Source organism: Variovorax sp. Varisp46 (assembly GCF_059491885.1).
The window spans coordinates 627,667-643,066 of the sequence record NZ_CP168515.1; the positions used below are offsets into that span (position 1 = coordinate 627,667).

A 15,400-nucleotide genomic window follows, 5' to 3' on the forward strand; every position below is an offset into this window, starting at 1 on the left:
ATGCACAGCGCGCCGTCGGTGACCTATCCGGTGGGGCGCTCGCGTGGCGCAACCCGGATTCTCGTTGTTCTCTGGGCCCTGGGCGCTTGCTGTGCGGGCGCGTCCTGCTATCTCTTCGATAGCGTCGGATGGCGCCAGCTGCTGCTGGTTTTCAGTGTCGTGTTCGCGGGCGTCGCTGCGGGCTTCGGCTTGCGGCGCGATGGCGCGGGCGTGCTGCATTTCGACGGCCTCCATTGGTCGCTGACGGGAGCCCCTGCCTCCCGCACCGTGCATGCCGCCCGGGCATTTGCAGCGCTCGATTTCCAGTCGCTGATGCTGGTCGGCCTCACCGAGCCGGGCCGCGCCAGGCGCTGGCTCTGGATCGAGCAGAGGGCCATGCCGGAGCGCTGGCGCGACGTGCGCCGCGCGATATATGCGCGCGCCCCGTCCGCGGCTTCTGCTGGCGATCCCTGGCGCGCGACGGCGCCGGCAGACGCGCCCTGAACTCCCGTCGATGACCACTTCCGTGCCTCCCGTGCCGCCGGAATCCGGCCTGACCGATGTGCCCGCCGCGGCGCCGCGTCCGGGCGAGGTCGATTTCCAACTGGTCCAGCGTACCGTCGCGGGTGACCAGAAGGCATTCGAACTGCTGGTCATCAAGTACCAGCGCCGCATCGAGCGGCTGATCGGGCGGATGGTGCGCGACGTCGACCTGATCGAGGACATCGCGCAGGAAACTTTCATTCGTGCCTACCGCGCGTTGCATCAGTTCCGCGGCGAGGCGCAGTTCTACACCTGGCTCTACCGGATCGCCGTCAACACGGCCAAGAAGGCACTGGTGGACATGAAGCGCGATCCAACCATTTCCGAGGCTGCCCTGAGGCCTTCTTCTGAGGACGACGATGAAACTTACCGTCCCGGAAACGAACCAACCACCGACGAAACCCCCGAATCGGTCATGGCGGCGAACGAAATCGCCAGTGCCGTCGAGGCAGCCATGGAAGCGCTCCCTGTCGAGCTGCGCCAGGCGGTCACGCTGCGTGAAATCGAGGGCATGAGTTACGAAGAGATTGCCGAGGTCATGGATTGCCCCATCGGTACGGTGCGTTCGCGTATTTTCCGGGCGCGCGAGGCCATTTCGGCCAGGGTCAAGCCACTGCTGGACAACCAGTCCGGCAAGCGTTGGTAAGTAAGCAGGTGAATGAAATGAATCAGACGATGACGGTTCGGGAACAGGTGTCCGCACTTGCGGATGGTCATTTGCAGGGCGAGGCGTTCGCGCAGGCGATCGAAGCAATCTGCGCCGATGGCGAGGCGCGGGCGGCATGGCAGGCCTTCCACGTCGCGGGCGACGTGCTGCGTTCGGGTTCGCATTCGCCGTGCAGCGACACCTCCACATTCTTGGCGCGCTTCCAACAGCGATTGGCGGCGGAGCCCGTGATGGTCGCCCCTGCGTCGACGCCGGTCGCCGCATCGGTGGCACAGCCTGTGCAGCGCAGGGCGGAAGCGGCCAACGAGCCGGTGTTCCGCTGGAAGCTGGTGGCCGGCGCTGCGTCGCTGATGGCCGTGGCCGCCATCAGTTGGACCCTGGTCGGCAACGGCACCGCGGTTCCGCAGGGAGGCGCGCAGCTGGCGTCTGTCCCGCAGCAACAGCAGCCGGCGGTGAATTCGGTGCTGGCGGCAGCAGCGATCAACAGCCCGCAGCCCGCCGGCAGCGTGCTGACCCCGACGCGCGTGCTCGTGGGCAATGGCAATCCTCAAGTCATGTTGCGCGATCCGCGGCTCGACCAATTGCTCGAGGCGCACCAGCAGGCCGGCGGCGCATCGCAAATGCCTTCCGGTTTCCTGCGCAATGCCACTTTCGAGGGACCGACGCGCTGAGCGCGCGCAACTCCTACCCGCCGCCCGCAATGACCGTTCAGATGCCGATCTCCGCACGCGCCTGCGTGCTTGTGTTTGCCGCTTTCTGCCTTGCGCAGGCTGCCACCGCGCAGACCCGCTCGGGCGCTGCAAATGCGAAGAGTGCGGCCACCGCACAGACGGACGAGCCGCCGGCCATGGGCGTGACCGAGTGGTTGCAGCGCATGCACGCGGGGGCCCGGCAGCGCAACTATGTGGGCACCTTCGTGGTGTCGGCGCCGGGCGGCGATCTGTCGAGCGCGCGCATCTGGCATGTGCGCGACGGCGAGCACCAGATCGAACGCATCGAAGCCTTGTCGGGGCCGCAGCGCTCGACCTTCCGGCGCAACCGCAATGTCATGACCTTCCTGCCGGAAGCAAAAGTTGTGAAGGTCGAGAAGCGCGAGAACCTCGATCTCTTCCCGAACCTGCCGGACCAGCCCGATTCATCGATCGGCGATTTCTACGACGTGCGCGCGATCGGCAAGGACCGTGTGGCCGGTTTCGACGCCGACGTGGTGCAGTTGGTGCCGCACGACGGGCTGCGCTTCGGCTATCGCATCTGGAGCGAGCGCCGCTCGGGACTGGTGGTGAAGCTGCAGACCGTCGACAGCGAATCCCGCGTAGTGGAGCAATCGGCCTTCTCCGAACTGCAGCTCGACGCGCCGGTGAAGGCGCAGGCGCTCTCGCAGATGATGTCCAACACCTCGGGCTACCGCGTCGAGAAGCTGGAGCTCGAGCGCAGCAACGCGCAGGACGAAGGCTGGATGCTGCGAACACCCGTGGCCGGATTCAAGCCCCGAAGCTTCTTCCGCCGTCCGACAGCAGGCAGCGAAGGCAGCGGCGGCAAGCCGAAGCAGGACGCGGCCACGGTCCAGTGGACCTTCTCCGATGGCCTGGCCTCGGTGTCGCTCTTCATCGAGCGCTACGACGCGGCGCGCGCGCCCCGCGACGGCGTGCTGACCATCGGCGCGACCAATGCCATCCGCCGGCGTCTGCCCGAACCGGCCGGCGACTGGTGGCTGACCGCGGTCGGCGAGGTGCCGCAGCAGACGCTCAATGCATTCGCCCAAAGCCTCGCGCGTACGCGCTGACAGGCCGCACAAGCGCCAATTGCGCTGAACCAAGCGGACGATGCAGACTCACAGCACTTGTTTTTCAGCCGCTCTGTTCTTTTGAAAGAAAACCGATGATCTTCAAAGTCGAGGGACACAAGTTTCGTTCCGGCCTGCTGGCTCTTGCGCTCGCAGTGACAGCTGGCTCCACATTCCTGCCGGTCGAGCCGGCCCATGCGCAGACGCGCACACTGCCCGATTTCACCGACCTGGTCGATCAGGTGGGCCCCTCCGTGGTCAACATCCGCACCGTCGAGAAGGTCGCACAGCGCGGCAGCAACGGCGAGATGGACGAGGAAATGCAGGAGTTCTTCCGCCGCTTCTTTGGCCAGCCGCTGCCCGGCACACCGCGCTCGACCCCGCGGCCGAACCGGCCGCAGCAGCCGCAGGAAGAGGAGCGTCCGCGCGGCGTCGGCTCCGGTTTCATCCTCACGGCCGACGGCTACGTGATGACCAATGCGCACGTGGTCGAGGACGCCTCCGAAGTGCTGGTCACGCTGACCGACAAGCGCGAGTTCAAGGCCAAGATCATCGGCGCCGACAAGCGCACCGACGTCGCGGTCGTCAAGATCGAGGCCGCGGGCCTGCCCGCGGTGAAGATCGGCGACATCTCCAAGCTGCGTGTCGGCGAATGGGTGATGGCCATCGGCTCGCCCTTCGGCCTCGAGAACACCGTCACCGCCGGCATCGTGAGCGCCAAGCAGCGCGACACCGGCGAATACCTGCCGTTCATCCAGACCGACGTGGCCATCAACCCCGGCAACTCGGGTGGCCCGCTGATCAACATGCGCGGCGAAGTGGTCGGCATCAACAGCCAGATCTACTCGCGCTCGGGCGGTTTCATGGGCATCTCGTTCTCGATCCCGATCGACGAGGCGATCCGCGTGAGCGAGCAGCTGCGCACGTCGGGGCGCGTTTCGCGCGGCCGCATCGGCGTGCAGATCGACCAGGTGACCAAGGACGTGGCCGAAGCCATCGGCCTGGGCAAGGCGCAGGGTGCACTGGTGCGCGGCGTCGAAGCCGGTTCGCCGGGCGAGAAGGCCGGCGTGGAGCCGGGCGACGTCATCACCAAGTTCGACGGCAAGGCCATCGAGAAGCCGAGCGACCTGCCGCGCCTGGTGGGCAACACCAAGCCGGGCACCAAGAGCACGCTCACGGTGTTTCGCCGCGGTGCTTCGCGCGAGCTCAACGTGACCATTGCCGAGATCGAGCCCGACAAGCCCGGCAAGCGCGCGAGCGACCGCGACGAGCCGGCGCCGAAGCCGTCGGCATCCGCTGCCCTCAAGTCGCTCGGCCTGGCCGTGAGCGATCTCACCGATGCGCAGAAGAAAGAACTCAAGCTGAAGGGCGGCGTGAAGGTCGATGCCGCCAACGACGCCGCGGCTCGTGCGGGCCTGCGCGAAGGCGACGTCATCCTGGCGGTGGCGAATGTCGAGGTTTCGAGTGTGCGCGAATTCGAGTCGGCCGTCGGCAAGGCCGACAAGAGCAAGCCGCTCAGTGTGCTGTTCCGTCGCGGCGACTGGGCGCAGTACGCGCTGATTCGTCCCGCACGCTGATCCGGCGTTGGCGTCAAGTGGCCCCACCCGGCAGTCGGGTTTGGGGCCATTTTTTGAGGTGTTTGCGACGTTCTGGGGCCAGCCTCGAAAAAAATCTGACGGCCTGGAAATGCCAATATTTGTTTGCGATTACTAACTTATCGGAAGGCTAAGGACGGATTTCGGTAGAATAGGGCACCCTCGGCGGGCGGTCAGCGCATAAGGAGTGCCCTGACCTTCACGATGCGAGATGTCAGACGGCAGTCCACCGGTGCTCCACAGATCGCCCACAAGTTGTTCAGCAACTGCTCCACCGATCCTGTGGATAACCTGTTCGTATCTTTGATGTTGTGGACCTGCAACGACCCCTTTGGACCCTGTTCCCGGATGTACGTGCTTCCCTTTTTGCCTACAATGAAGTTCCAACTACTGCAGTTGCCATTGCTTGTTGGTTCAGGGCGCGTCTCCAGAAGACGCGCCCTTTTTTCTTGCCTGTCGCACTCTGCGCACGAGCCAATTCAAGTACTTAAGCGTTCCCGTTGATGAATCACATCAGAAACTTTTCGATCATTGCGCACATCGACCACGGCAAGTCGACGCTCGCAGACCGTTTGATCCAGCGTTGCGGCGGCCTCGCAGAACGCGAGATGGAAGCGCAGGTGCTCGACTCGATGGACATCGAAAAAGAGCGTGGGATAACCATCAAGGCACAGACCGCTGCGCTGCACTACAAGGCACGCGATGGGCAGGTCTATAACCTCAATCTGATCGACACGCCAGGCCACGTCGACTTCTCGTATGAAGTGAGCCGCTCGCTGTCGGCATGCGAAGGCGCATTGCTCGTCGTCGATGCATCGCAAGGCGTCGAAGCGCAGACAGTGGCCAACTGCTACACCGCGCTCGACCTCGGCGTCGAAGTGGTGCCCGTGCTCAACAAGATCGATTTGCCCAACGCGGATCTCGACAACGCACGCACCGAGATCGAAGACGTGATCGGCATCGACGCGACCGATGCGATCCCGTGCTCGGCAAAGACCGGCGTGGGCATCGACGACATTCTCGAAGCCATCGTCGCCAAAATGCCCGCGCCGCGCGGCAATCCCGACGGTCCGCTGCGCGCGATGATCGTCGACAGCTGGTTCGATGCGTACGTCGGCGTCGTCATGCTGGTGCGCGTGGTCGACGGCCGGCTCGCGAAGGGCGATCGCATCAAGATGATGGCGTCGGGTGCGATGTACAACGCCGACAGCGTCGGCGTCTTCACGCCCGCCAACGAAGCGCGTGCGTCGCTCGAGGCGGGCGAGGTGGGCTACATCATCGCGGGCATCAAGGAACTGCAGGCGGCCAAGGTCGGCGACACGGTCACGCTGATCAAGCCCGGCAGCGGCGGCGCGGCGGCCACGGCCACCGAGGCGCTGCCCGGCTTCAAGGAGATCCAGCCGCAGGTGTTTGCGGGCCTCTACCCGACCGAAGCGAGCGAGTACGACTCGCTGCGCGACGCGCTCGAAAAGCTCAAGCTCAACGATTCGTCGCTGCGCTACGAGCCCGAGGTGAGCCAGGCGCTCGGCTTCGGCTTTCGCTGCGGCTTCCTCGGCCTGCTGCACATGGAGATCGTGCAGGAGCGCCTGGAGCGCGAGTTCGACCAGGACCTGATCACGACCGCGCCGAGCGTGGTCTATCAGGTGGTCAAGAACGACGGCGAAGTGCTCATGGTCGAGAACCCGTCCAAGATGCCCGACGTCGGCAGGATGGCGGAGATCCGCGAGCCCATCGTCACCGTGCATCTCTATATGCCGCAGGAATACGTCGGCTCCGTCATGACGCTGGCCAACCAGAAGCGCGGCGTGCAGATGAACATGGCCTACCACGGCCGCCAGGTCATGCTGACCTACGAGATGCCGCTCGGCGAGATCGTGCTCGACTTCTTCGACAAGCTGAAATCGGTGAGCCGCGGCTACGCCTCGATGGACTACGAGTTCAAGGAGTACCGCGCTTCGGACGTGGTCAAGGTCGACATCCTGCTCAACGGCGACAAGGTCGACGCGCTGTCGATCATCGTGCACCGCAGCCAGTCGCAGTACCGCGGCCGGGCGGTGGTGTCGAAGATGCGCGAGATCATTTCGCGCCAGATGTACGACGTGGCGATCCAGGCGGCCATTGGGGTCACCATCATTGCGCGTGAGACAATCAAGGCGCTTCGCAAGAACGTGCTGGCCAAGTGCTATGGCGGCGACATCACCCGCAAGAAGAAGCTGCTCGAGAAGCAGAAGGCGGGCAAGAAAAGAATGAAGCAGATCGGCTCCGTCGAGGTCCCGCAAGAGGCCTTCCTCGCGATTCTGCAAGTCGAAGACTGATCAAAAAATGGCATTCCTCACCTCCCTGGTCCTCGCGGCTTTTGCCGCCTATGTCGGCGCCTGGTATTTCAACGCGATCGAAGGCAACTTCGCCTTGCTGCTGTTCCTGGCCACAGTGGTCACTGGGCTGTACTGGCTGGCCGAGCGCTTCTATTTCCTGCCCCGGCGCGAACGGGCCGCCGCCAGGCTCGAAGACTCGCTGACCGAGCGCAATGCGCGCCTGGCCGAGCAGGGCATCAGGCAGGTCGATACGGCCGACGCGAAGGCGAGCGAGCGGCTGTTGATGCAGCCCTGGTGGCTCGACTGGACCGCGGGCCTGTTCCCCGTGATCCTGGTGGTGTTCCTGCTGCGCTCGTTTCTCTACGAGCCCTTCAAGATTCCCTCGGGCTCGATGATGCCCACGCTGCTGACCGGTGACCTGATCCTGGTCAACAAGTTCACCTACGGCCTGCGCCTGCCCGTGATCAACACCAAGATCACCGACGGAACGCCGCTGGCGCGCGGCGACGTGGTGGTGTTCCGCTACCCGCCCAAGCCGAGCATGGACTACATCAAGCGCGTGGTCGGTATTCCCGGCGACGAAGTGGCCTACCTGAACAAGAAGCTGACGATCAACGGCCAGCCGGTGTCCAAGGTGGCGGATGCCGACTACCTCGACAGCGAGTCGATGCGCCTGCTCAAGCAATACGGGGAGGACCTGGGCGGCAAGCAGCACAAGCTGCTCAACGACGAGGCCGCGCCGTCTTTCGTTCCGGGCGCCAGCGACTTTCCGTTTCGCGAAAACTGCCGCTACTCGGTCGAAGGCGTGGTCTGCAAGGTGCCGGCCGGCAACTATTTCATGATGGGCGACAACCGCGATAATTCGGCGGACTCGCGTTTCTGGGGCTTCGTTCCAGACAAGAACATCGTGGGCAGGGCGTTCTTCGTCTGGATGAACTTCGGCGATCTGGGTCGCATCGGTCCGTTTCAATAAGCATTCATCAGCATAGTTCGAGGGGTATGAGGGCATGAGAACACATCGGTTCGTTCGCAGCAGGGCTGCGCAGCAACGCGGCATTTCGTTCATCGGCTTGGTGTTCGTCGCGGTGGTGCTCGGGTGCCTGGGCGTGGTCGTCGCGCAGGTCATCCCGACGCTGATTGAATGGCAGGCCATCGACAAGGCCGCCAACAAGGCCAAGGAGGGGGCAACCGTGCCCGAAGTGCGCGCGATTTTCGATCGCGCCCAGGCCATCGACGACTTCAAGTCGGTCAGCGGCAGGGACCTCGAGATCAAGAAGGTCGGCGACAAGGTGGTCGTGTCGTATTCGTACGAGCGCGAGATCCCCTTGTTCGGCCCCGCCTTCCTGACGCTCAAGTACAAGGGCGAAACCCGCTGAACACGGCGCCAAAAAAGGTGGACGGCAGCCTCGCCGCGCTGCAGGCGCGCCTCCAGCACACCTTCTCCGACCCGCGGCTGCTCCAGCTCGCGCTCACGCACCGCAGTTTCTCGGCCGACCACAACGAGCGCCTCGAGTTTCTCGGCGACTCGGTGCTGAACCTGGCGGTCTCGCACCTGCTCTACATGCGCCTGTCGGCTTTGCCCGAAGGCGACCTGTCGCGCGTGCGTGCCAACCTCGTCAAGCAGGACACGCTGCATCGCCTGGCGGTAGGACTGGCGCTGTCGCCGCTGCTGCGGCTCGGCGAGGGCGAGGCGCGATCGGGCGGGCCCAACCGGCCGTCGATCCTGGCCGATGCGCTCGAGGCGCTGATCGGCGCGGTCTATCTGGACGCCGGCTTTGCCGCCGCCGAGGCGCTGGTGCACCGGCTCTACGAGTCGGTCGAAATCAACCCGCGCATGGAAGCCGCGGCCAAGGATCCGAAGACCGAATTGCAGGAATGGCTGCAGGGTCACAAAATGAAGCTGCCGGTGTATCGCGTGGCTGCCACACTGGGCGCGGCGCACAAGCAGACTTTCGATGTCGAGTGCGAGGTGCCCGAGTTGGGGCTTCGCGAACGCGGCATCGGCGGCTCGCGCCGCGCCGGTGAGCAGGCGGCCGCGGCTGCCATGTTGATCCGGCTCAAGGCACGCGGTGCCGCGTGAAATCACTATGAACGATGCTATCAATCCCGTAGCCGGGCCCGAAGACGCAGAAGGCGGCGCGGGTACCGGCGGTCCCCAGCACTGTGGGCTCATCGCCATTGTCGGCAAGCCCAATGTGGGCAAGTCGACGCTGCTCAACGCGCTGGTGGGCCAGAAGATCAGCATCACCTCGCGCAAGGCGCAGACCACGCGCCACCGGATCACCGGCATGCGCACGCTGGGCGCCACGCAGTTCGTGTTCGTCGACACGCCGGGTTTCCAGACCCTGCACGCCAACGCGCTGAACAAGTCGCTCAACAAGACCGTGCAGGGCGCGGTCGGCGACGTGGACCTGATCCTGTTCGTGGTCGAGGCCGGCAGCTTCACGCCGGCCGACGAGCGCGTGCTCAAGCTGCTCGGCAAGGGCATCCCCACCGTTCTGCTGGCCAACAAGCTCGACAACGTGCACCGCCGCGGTGACATCGCGCCCTGGCTGAAGACCATGCAGGAGAAGCACAGCTTCGCCGAGTTCGTACCGATGTCGGCGAAGAACGCCAAGGATGTCGAGCGCCTGTTCGGCATCTGCGAGAAGTACCTGCCCGAACAGCCCTGGTTCTACGACGAGGACGAGCTGACCGACCGCAGCGAGAAATTCCTCGCCGGCGAGCTGGTGCGCGAGAAGCTGTTCCGCCTCACCGGCGACGAGCTGCCCTACACCTCGACCGTCATCATCGACAAGTTCGAGGAAGAGCCGCCCCAGAAGAAGGGCCAGAAGCGCCTGCTGCGCATTGCCGCCACCATCGTGGTCGAGCGCGACGGCCACAAGGCCATGGTGATCGGCGACAAGGGCGAGCGCATCAAGCGCATCGGCATGGAAACGCGCGTCGAGCTCGAAAAGCTGGCCGACGCCAAGGTGTTCCTCGAACTGTGGGTGAAGGTGCGCTCGGGCTGGGCCGATGACGAAGCCCGCGTGCGTTCCTTCGGCTATGAGTAGGCAAACCCCCAGGCTTGCTCGCTTCGCGTAGCCGCCAACCCCCTTGCAGGGGGCAACGCCAGTGGCCCGGCGAAGCCGGTTCCACGGCGTTTGCCGCCTTCAAGCCTCGATGCTCCATAGCGCACTGACATGGCCACCCACCGCGTTTCGCACGAGCCGGCTTACGTCCTCCATCGCTACGACTGGAGCGAGTCGAGCCTGATCCTCGAGGTATTCACCCGCCACCACGGTCGCATCGCGCTCGTGGCCAAGGGGGCGAAGCGGCCGAGCTCCAACTTCCGTCCCGTGCTGCTGCCGCTGCAGCCGCTGCAGCTCAACTACGGTGGCGACGCCGAGATCCGCACGCTCAAGGGCGCCGAATGGATGGGCGGCCACGTCATGCCGACCGGCGAGGCGCTGCTGTCGGGCTACTACGTCAACGAACTGCTGCTGCGACTGCTGGCGCGCGATGACGCCCACGAAGCGCTGTTCGACGCCTACGCCGGGGTTGTTCAGGTGCTGGCGGGCGATCACGCCGAGGCCCAGGCGGCCACCCAGGCGGCGGCGCTGCGCGCTTTCGAACTGCTGCTGCTGCGCGGGGTCGGCCTGCTGCCCTCGCTCGATGCGCAGACCCTCACGCTGGAACCGCTCGCCGCCCGGGAGCGCTACAGCCTCGTGCCCGAAGCCGGATTGCGCCAGGCCGCCGCCGACGAGGCAGCACTGACCGGTACCGAGTGGCAGGCTCTGCAGGCCGTTCTCGACGACCGGGCTCCTTTTACCGCCACGTTGCGTGAAATTGCCACCATGAACGCCGGTAGCAACAGTGCCCTGCGCAACCAGTTGCGCGCCTTGCTCAACTACCATTGCGGCGTGTCCACGCTGCGCACGCGGCAAATGATGAGAGATCTGCAAGCACTATGAGCACTTCAGGCCACGCCGGCATCGCCACTGCCACCTCGCTGTCGGTCAACCTCAACAAGGTCGCCCTGGTCCGCAACACGCGCCACCTGGGCATTCCGAGCGTGGTGAAGGCTGCCCAGGCCTGCCTGGCCGCCGGTGCGCACGGCATCACGGTGCATCCGCGGCCCGATGCACGCCATATCCGCGCGCACGACGTCAGCGACCTGTCGGCGCTGCTCGCCAAGGACTGGCCGGTCATCGAGTTCAACATCGAGGGCAACCCGTTCCAGAACCTGATGGATTTCGTGCGCACGCTGAAGCCGCACCAGGCCACCTTCGTGCCCGACAGCGAAACCCAGTCGACCAGCGACCACGGCTGGACCTTCCCCGACGACGCCGACCGCCTTCGCCCGCTGATCGCCGAAGCCAAGGCGCTGGGCGTACGCGTCAGCCTGTTCATGGACCCGATCCCCGAGATGATGGCCGCGGTCAAGGCCGTGGGCGCCGACCGCGTCGAGCTCTACACCGAAGGCTACGCGGCATCACGCGGCACGCCCGACGAGCAGGCGGTGCTGGCGCGCTATGCCGATTCGGCGCGCGCGGCGCTGGCCGCGGGTTTGGGCGTCAATGCCGGGCACGACCTGAGCCGCGACAACCTCGCCGCCTTCCTGCGCGCGGTGCCCGGCGTGCAGGAAGTCTCGATCGGCCATGCCTTCGTGGCCGACGCGCTCGAGCTTGGCTACACGGCCGCCACGCGCGACTACCTGCGCTGCATCGACGAGGCGCAGCAATGAACGCCAGCGCCGCATGATCTACGGCATTGGCACCGACATCTGCGACTTGCGTCGCATTGCAGCGACCTTCGAGCGGCAGGGTGAACGCTTTGCCCGCAAGGTGCTGAGCGATGCCGAGTTCAAGGTCTGGGAAGCCCGCCGCGCTCGCTGGCCCAAGCGCGGCCTGAGCTACCTTGCGACCCGGTTCTCCGCCAAGGAGGCCTTCAGCAAGGCTATCGGCCTGGGCATGCGTTCGCCCATGAGCTGGCGGCTGTGCGAAATCGCGAACCTGCGCAGCGGCAAGCCCGTCATCGTGCTGCATGGCGACCTGAAGGATTGGTTCGAGGCGCAGGGCCTCACGGCCCACGTGACCGTGACCGACGAAACCGAATACGCCGCGAGCTTCGTGGTGGTGGAGAAAACATGACTGCCGGGCTTGCCGATCGCCCCCACGCGCCGCTGATCATCGATGTGGCGGCCACCGAACTCAACGACGCCGACCGCCGGCGCCTCGCCAATCCGCTTGTCGGCGGCGTGATCCATTTCGCCCGCAACTGGCGGGATCGCGCCCAGATGACCGTGCTCAACGCCGAGATCAAGGCAATCCGGCCCGACCTGCTGATCTGCGTCGACCACGAAGGTGGCCGCGTGCAGCGCTTTCGCACCGACGGCTTCACGCGCCTGCCGTCGATGCGCGCGCTGGGCGAGCTGTGGATGCGCGACGCCATGCGCGCCACCCAGGCCGCGACCGCTGCCGGACAGGTACTGGCGGGCGAGCTGCGCGCCTGCGGCGTCGACTTCAGCTTCGCACCGGTGCTCGACCTGGACTACGGCGGCAGCAGCGTCATCGGCGACCGCAGCTTCCACCGCGACCCGCGCGTGGTCGCGCTGCTGGCCAAGAGCGTGATGCACGGCATGCTGCAGATGGGCATGCGCAACTGCGGCAAGCACTTCCCGGGACACGGGTTCGTGCATGCGGATTCGCACGTCGAGATTCCGGTGGACGAGCGCGGCCTCAAGGCCATCCTGGACGACGATGCCAAGCCGTACGACTGGCTGTCGGGCACGCTCGCTGCGGTGATGCCTGCGCACGTGATCTATCCGAAGGTCGACAAGCGGCCGGCGGGGTTTTCGTCGAAGTGGCTCAAGGCGATCCTGCGCCAGCGCCTTGCCTTCGGCGGCGCCGTGTTCAGCGACGACCTGAGCATGGAGGCGGGCCGCTATATCGATGGCCGGTTGCTCAGCTACGCCGATGCGGCGCTGGCTGCGCTCGAAGCCGGGTGCGATCTGGCGATGCTGTGCAACAAGAGCGTTGGCGACGGCGCGCCGCTGGATGAAATGCTCGAAGACTTCGCTCTCGCGGCGCGCACTGAGCGCTGGAAGCCTGACATGCGCAGCGAAGCGCGCCGCAGGGGCCTGTTGCCAAGTGGCCCCTCGATTGCCTGGGACGCACTGGTGGCTTCCACGGCCTACCGTGACGCCAAGCGTGCGTTGGCCCAGCCCGGCCTTGCGGAGTAAGCCATGCCCTTGTGCCTCAGTATCCTTCAGCGCCAGGACGAAGCGGTGCTGCGCAACCACGCGCACTACTGCAGGCTCTACGGCTATCCCCACAAATGGATCGAGAGCGACCGCATCCTTCACCCGGCGCTTCGCGCCAGCGCCAAGTACAGCGAGATCCTGCGCCATCTGCGCACGCTGACCGAAGGAGACTGGCTGTTCTTCATCGATGGCGATTCGGTGGTCTTCCACCCCGTGGCGATCGACGTCCTGATGCAGGGACGTGACCTGCTCGCGGTCGAGAGTCCTCCCGTGGGCAGCCAGACGGGCCTGGCCATGACCAACATGATGGTCGTGCGCAACACGGCTGCCAACCGGTCGATGCTGCACCAGTTGATCGTCGATTCAGGGCACGTGATCGCGCTGGCGGCGAAACGCATCGACGAGGCCGCGCGCCTGCGGCCTGCGGGCCTGCTGGGATGCAATGCCATGGAGCAGGGGTTCTACGTCAACGTGTCCTGGCGCATTGCGCAGTGGTACCAGGCGTCGATCTTCGTGGTCAACCTGGGAGCGCTGCCGGTCGAGGTGGAGGGCGAACTGCGCGAGGACATGCTGCACGATCTGAACCTGCAGCGCTTGCTGGCAGAGCAGGTCGACGAGGCGTTGACCCAGGGGCGCCCGGTCCTGCAGGAACCGGCGTACCCGGAGGTATCGCCGGCGGCGGTGGACAGCTACAACCCGGAGGCGCCCGTCGCCTTTCTGACGCTCTATACGCCGCATATCCGGAGCTACGCGCGCGTGTCCGAGCACAACGTGCGCCGCTATTGCGGCAGGCATGGCCATGCGTACCACGTGTACCGCGACATTCCCGCATCCATCGGTCCGAACATCAACGGCTCCTGGATCCGGAGCTGGCTCATCAACCAGCACCTGGCCCGTCATGAGTGGGTCATCTGGGTGGATGCGGATGTCGTCTTCTACAACCAGGCGAAACGCATCGAGCCACTGCTCGAAGGCCGCGACCTGCTGCTTGCCAAGGACGTCGGCGCCTGGCAGTTCAACTCTGGCGTCATGGGTTTTCGGAACACGCCCGGCAACTCGCGCCTGCTCGACCGCATCTGGGAGCGCATCGGCGGCGTGGCTGACAAGTCGGCGGTCTACAGCAGCCAGGGCGACCAGTACTACACGAACGAGGTGCTGATGGAAGAGGGCCTTGTCGGCGAGCAGAACATCCTTGACAACCTCAGCATCAACACGCCGCCGCATCTGGCCAGCGAGGACTCCTTGCTGGTGCATTTCATCAATCTCGGCGAGCCTTACCGCTCCGTGTACATGGCCGCGATGGATGCCCGCTCGCAACGGATCCGATAGCAGTTGGCGAAAGGAAACGACATGACGATGGGCGTGCTGGTCTACATCGACAACAAACGGGAAATCATCGACGAGTTTTCATGGCTCTACAAAAGCATGATCTTCTCGAACCTGTTCTCGCGTGCAAGGATCATCGCCGTCTGCCATCCGGACGCCGTCGGCGCACTGCCTCAAGACGAGCGGATCGTCGTGATTCCGAGCGAGCCCTACGCGCAGCGCAATGCCGACTGGAACGGCTACGGCTACATCAATTCCGTGGCGAACCTGTGCAAGCCGGCCGTGATCGAGGAGTGCAGGAAGTACGACACCCTGCTGAAGACCGATTGCGATACCTTCGTCACGCCGGCGCTCACGAACTTCACGCCGACCGGCCTGTGCTTCGGCTTCGGCGCGTACGCCTATGAAGAAGAGGTTCGCCGCAAGCTGTCCGAGTGCAGCCAGCGCTGGGGTTTTCCGCATTCCGGCCTGCACAACGTCGGCGCTTCGGTGCTCGGGCCGTCCGAGTTCGTCTGCAATTTCGTGGAGTCCCAGCTCGACTACTGCAACAAGCTGCTCGACGAGGAGTTTCGCCACTTCCAGGGTACATGGCCGGGCTGGTGCAAGAACGTCGTCACGATGTACGCGGGCGAACTGGCCTTGCGTCGCACCTACCCCCAGCAATGCTCGCTGGGACTGCTTGACCATCTGCCCTATGCGAACCGCGCGCTGGGCAGCGACGTCCTGCACATCCATGCGTGGCACACCGACCAGTACTGGTCCAAGCACCAGTACCGCGCTGGCAAATATGCCGGCATGGCGCTCGACGAAATCGACCGGCGCACCTCGGGCGGCTACTGCCACTGGCTGGCCGTCGCCGACGTCGAGCAGGTAAGGGCCGCGGTGGACTGAGGAAGACGCGGGAAGTCTTCAGCGCCCGATGCGTGCCAGCGTCTCGCGGACGGCTTC

General features: G+C 65.2%; 16 protein-coding genes. All 16 read left to right on the forward strand.

Going from position 1 to position 15,400, the window contains the following annotated elements; translation table 11 throughout:
- Complete coding sequence (locus tag ACEN9N_RS02855) at positions 1-483, forward strand: hypothetical protein (RefSeq protein ID WP_007830473.1); 483 nt, start codon at positions 1-3, stop codon at positions 481-483.
- Positions 484-493: 10 nt separating this feature from the next.
- Positions 494-1,168, forward strand: coding sequence for an RNA polymerase sigma factor RpoE (gene rpoE / locus ACEN9N_RS02860; RefSeq protein ID WP_413314991.1), 675 nt, complete (start codon positions 494-496; stop codon positions 1,166-1,168).
- A 17-nt stretch (positions 1,169-1,185) separates the two neighbouring features.
- Positions 1,186-1,860 (forward strand): sigma-E factor negative regulatory protein, encoded by a 675-nt coding sequence (locus ACEN9N_RS02865; RefSeq protein WP_413314989.1) that lies wholly within the window; start codon positions 1,186-1,188, stop codon positions 1,858-1,860.
- 29 nt (positions 1,861-1,889) lie between these two features.
- Positions 1,890-2,972, forward strand: a complete 1,083-nt coding sequence (locus tag ACEN9N_RS02870) for a MucB/RseB C-terminal domain-containing protein (protein WP_007830476.1) — start codon at positions 1,890-1,892, stop codon at positions 2,970-2,972.
- A 95-nt stretch (positions 2,973-3,067) separates the two neighbouring features.
- Complete coding sequence (locus tag ACEN9N_RS02875; RefSeq protein WP_413314988.1) at positions 3,068-4,549, forward strand: DegQ family serine endoprotease; 1,482 nt, start codon at positions 3,068-3,070, stop codon at positions 4,547-4,549.
- Positions 4,550-5,070: 521 nt separating this feature from the next.
- Entirely contained in the window at positions 5,071-6,882 is a 1,812-nt protein-coding gene (gene lepA, locus ACEN9N_RS02880) for a translation elongation factor 4 (RefSeq protein WP_007830478.1), read from the forward strand.
- A 7-nt stretch (positions 6,883-6,889) separates the two neighbouring features.
- On the forward strand, positions 6,890-7,855 hold the full coding sequence (lepB, locus tag ACEN9N_RS02885) for a signal peptidase I (RefSeq protein ID WP_413331408.1): 966 nt from the start codon (positions 6,890-6,892) through the stop codon (positions 7,853-7,855).
- A gap of 34 nt (positions 7,856-7,889) precedes the next feature.
- Positions 7,890-8,258, forward strand: coding sequence for a DUF4845 domain-containing protein (locus ACEN9N_RS02890; RefSeq protein ID WP_007830480.1), 369 nt, complete (start codon positions 7,890-7,892; stop codon positions 8,256-8,258).
- A gap of 17 nt (positions 8,259-8,275) precedes the next feature.
- Positions 8,276-8,962, forward strand: a complete 687-nt coding sequence (rnc, locus tag ACEN9N_RS02895) for a ribonuclease III (protein WP_007830481.1) — start codon at positions 8,276-8,278, stop codon at positions 8,960-8,962.
- Between the two features lie 7 nt (positions 8,963-8,969).
- Positions 8,970-9,935, forward strand: a complete 966-nt coding sequence (gene era, locus ACEN9N_RS02900) for a GTPase Era (RefSeq protein ID WP_007830482.1) — start codon at positions 8,970-8,972, stop codon at positions 9,933-9,935.
- A 129-nt stretch (positions 9,936-10,064) separates the two neighbouring features.
- A complete protein-coding gene (gene recO / locus ACEN9N_RS02905; protein WP_413314986.1) occupies positions 10,065-10,835 on the forward strand; it encodes a DNA repair protein RecO in 771 nt (256 codons plus the stop codon).
- Complete coding sequence (locus tag ACEN9N_RS02910; protein WP_495655323.1) at positions 10,832-11,608, forward strand: pyridoxine 5'-phosphate synthase; 777 nt, start codon at positions 10,832-10,834, stop codon at positions 11,606-11,608. Before recO ends, ACEN9N_RS02910 begins: the two co-directional genes overlap by 4 nt.
- 13 nt (positions 11,609-11,621) lie before the next feature.
- Positions 11,622-12,014: a holo-ACP synthase gene (gene acpS, locus ACEN9N_RS02915; protein ID WP_007830485.1), complete on the forward strand. Its 393-nt coding sequence runs from the start codon at positions 11,622-11,624 to the stop codon at positions 12,012-12,014.
- On the forward strand, positions 12,011-13,105 hold the full coding sequence (nagZ, locus tag ACEN9N_RS02920) for a beta-N-acetylhexosaminidase (protein ID WP_495655324.1): 1,095 nt from the start codon (positions 12,011-12,013) through the stop codon (positions 13,103-13,105). Before acpS ends, nagZ begins: the two co-directional genes overlap by 4 nt.
- Positions 13,106-13,108: 3 nt before the next feature.
- Positions 13,109-14,455, forward strand: coding sequence for a glycosyltransferase family protein (locus ACEN9N_RS02925; RefSeq protein WP_495655325.1), 1,347 nt, complete (start codon positions 13,109-13,111; stop codon positions 14,453-14,455).
- 21 nt (positions 14,456-14,476) lie between these two features.
- Complete coding sequence (locus ACEN9N_RS02930; protein WP_495655326.1) at positions 14,477-15,343, forward strand: DUF7164 domain-containing protein; 867 nt, start codon at positions 14,477-14,479, stop codon at positions 15,341-15,343.
- Positions 15,344-15,400: the final 57 nt, after the last annotated feature.

Excerpts from the sequence above, each read along its gene's own strand:
- lepA (WP_007830478.1), top strand. The coding sequence starts at position 5,071 with ATGAATCACATCAGAAACTTTTCGATCATTGCGCACATCGACCACGGC.
- era (WP_007830482.1), top strand. The coding sequence starts at position 8,970 with ATGAACGATGCTATCAATCCCGTAGCCGGGCCCGAAGACGCAGAAGGC.
- ACEN9N_RS02865 (WP_413314989.1), top strand. The coding sequence starts at position 1,186 with ATGAATCAGACGATGACGGTTCGGGAACAGGTGTCCGCACTTGCGGAT.
- nagZ (WP_495655324.1), top strand. The coding sequence starts at position 12,011 with ATGACTGCCGGGCTTGCCGATCGCCCCCACGCGCCGCTGATCATCGAT.
- ACEN9N_RS02870 (WP_007830476.1), top strand. The coding sequence starts at position 1,890 with ATGACCGTTCAGATGCCGATCTCCGCACGCGCCTGCGTGCTTGTGTTT.
- recO (WP_413314986.1), top strand. The coding sequence starts at position 10,065 with ATGGCCACCCACCGCGTTTCGCACGAGCCGGCTTACGTCCTCCATCGC.
- acpS (WP_007830485.1), top strand. The coding sequence starts at position 11,622 with ATGATCTACGGCATTGGCACCGACATCTGCGACTTGCGTCGCATTGCA.
- ACEN9N_RS02910 (WP_495655323.1), top strand. The coding sequence starts at position 10,832 with ATGAGCACTTCAGGCCACGCCGGCATCGCCACTGCCACCTCGCTGTCG.
- ACEN9N_RS02855 (WP_007830473.1), top strand. The coding sequence starts at position 1 with ATGCACAGCGCGCCGTCGGTGACCTATCCGGTGGGGCGCTCGCGTGGC.
- lepB (WP_413331408.1), top strand. The coding sequence starts at position 6,890 with ATGGCATTCCTCACCTCCCTGGTCCTCGCGGCTTTTGCCGCCTATGTC.
- ACEN9N_RS02930 (WP_495655326.1), top strand. The coding sequence starts at position 14,477 with ATGACGATGGGCGTGCTGGTCTACATCGACAACAAACGGGAAATCATC.
- ACEN9N_RS02875 (WP_413314988.1), top strand. The coding sequence starts at position 3,068 with ATGATCTTCAAAGTCGAGGGACACAAGTTTCGTTCCGGCCTGCTGGCT.
- ACEN9N_RS02890 (WP_007830480.1), top strand. The coding sequence starts at position 7,890 with ATGAGAACACATCGGTTCGTTCGCAGCAGGGCTGCGCAGCAACGCGGC.
- ACEN9N_RS02925 (WP_495655325.1), top strand. The coding sequence starts at position 13,109 with ATGCCCTTGTGCCTCAGTATCCTTCAGCGCCAGGACGAAGCGGTGCTG.
- rpoE (WP_413314991.1), top strand. The coding sequence starts at position 494 with ATGACCACTTCCGTGCCTCCCGTGCCGCCGGAATCCGGCCTGACCGAT.